Below are 1,565 nucleotides of genomic sequence, written 5' to 3' on the forward strand. Positions count from 1 at the left end.
ATCCTCGGCCTCGAGTTGGCCCACGGCGGCCACCTCACCCACGGGATGCGCCTCAACTTCTCGGGCAAACTCTACGAGGCCCACGCCTATGGCGTCGACCCGCAGAGCTACCTGATCGACATGGATGCGGTGCGCGAGAAAGCGCTCGAGGTCAGGCCCCATGTGCTCATCGCCGGCTGGTCCGCCTACCCCCGCCAGCTCGACTTCGCGGCCTATCGTGCCATCGCCGATGAGGTGGGAGCGAAACTCTGGGTCGACATGGCCCACTTCTCCGGGTTGGTCGCGGCCAAGCTGCATCCGTCACCGGTGCCGTATGCCGACGTCGTGTCATCCACTGTCCATAAAACACTCGGCGGGCCCAGGGCTGGGTTCATCATGACCAACGACCTCGAGCTGCAGAAGAAGATCAACTCGAACGTGTTCCCCGGCCAGCAGGGTGGGCCGCTGATGCATGTGATCGCCGCGAAGGCGACGGCGTTCAAGCTCGCGGCCGAACCCGAATTCGTCGAGCGCCAGGAGCGCACCATTCGCGGCGCGCAGATCCTGGCCGAACGGTTGACCGCGCCCGACGCGGTTGCCGCGGGCATTGACGTGCTCACCGGCGGCACCGAGGTGCACCTCGTGCTCGTCGACCTGCGCAAGGCGCCCATCCACGGCCAGGAGGCGGAAGACCTCCTGCACGAGGTCGGCATCACTGTGAACCGCAACGCGGTGCCGTTTGACCCGCGCCCGCCGATGACCCCGTCCGGGCTCCGCATCGGCACCCCGGCTCTCGCGACCCGTGGATTCGGCGACGCCGAGTTCACGGAGGTTGCCGACATCATCGCCGAAGCCCTGAAGCCGACTCCGGATGTCGCTGCCCTTCGCTCGCGCGTCCTGGCGCTGACCGACGGCTACCCCCTGTACCCGGGCCTCGTCAGCCCGGGAAGCTGGGTATGACGGTCGCCGTCCGCGCTGGATGCTCGCGAGGTGCGGTAAAAGCACCTTCGGGATTTCCCGGAACGTACATTCGCCGCATCTCACGGCAGGCTGGCGCATGACGGCACTTAGGCTCGACGGGGTTGCCACTGCCTCCGCCATTAAAGGCGAACTTGCTGAGCGGATTGCGGCGCTCAGGGCGCGCGGCATCACACCCGGGCTCGGCACCCTGCTCGTGGGCAGCGACCCTGGATCACTCTCCTATGTGGCGGGCAAGCACCGCGATTGCGCCGAGGTGGGCATCGAGTCGATCCGCGTCGATTTGCCCGCCACGGCATCCACCGATGACGTGCGAGCCGCGATCGCCGACCTGAACGCGAACTCCGCTGTGACCGGCTACATCATCCAATTGCCGCTGCCGCCAGCGCTCAACGAGAACACGATGCTCGAGTTGATGGATCCGGATAAGGATGCCGACGGCCTGCATCCGACCAACCTCGGGCGGCTGGTACTCGGGGTCGCCGGCGAGATCACGTCACCGCTGCCCTGCACCCCCGCCGGGATCATCGAGATGCTGCAGCGCTACGGCGTGCCCATCTCGGGTCGCCATGTGGTGGTCGTCGGCCGCGGCCTGACCGTGGGCCGGC

At 67.2% G+C, this 1,565-nt stretch carries 2 protein-coding genes; both read left to right on the forward strand.

Going from position 1 to position 1,565, the window contains the following annotated elements; genetic code table 11:
* Positions 1–939: serine hydroxymethyltransferase (gene glyA / locus RMN95_RS05170; protein ID WP_309615882.1), on the forward strand; the 939-nt coding region annotated here is incomplete at its 5' end.
* A gap of 97 nt (positions 940–1,036) precedes the next feature.
* Positions 1,037–1,565, forward strand: a 529-nt coding sequence (locus tag RMN95_RS05175) for a tetrahydrofolate dehydrogenase/cyclohydrolase catalytic domain-containing protein (RefSeq protein ID WP_309615883.1), incomplete at its 3' end; no start/stop codon positions are given.

It is taken from the genome of Salinibacterium sp. (genome assembly GCF_031364185.1).
Lineage (GTDB): Bacteria > Actinomycetota > Actinomycetes > Actinomycetales > Microbacteriaceae > Rhodoglobus.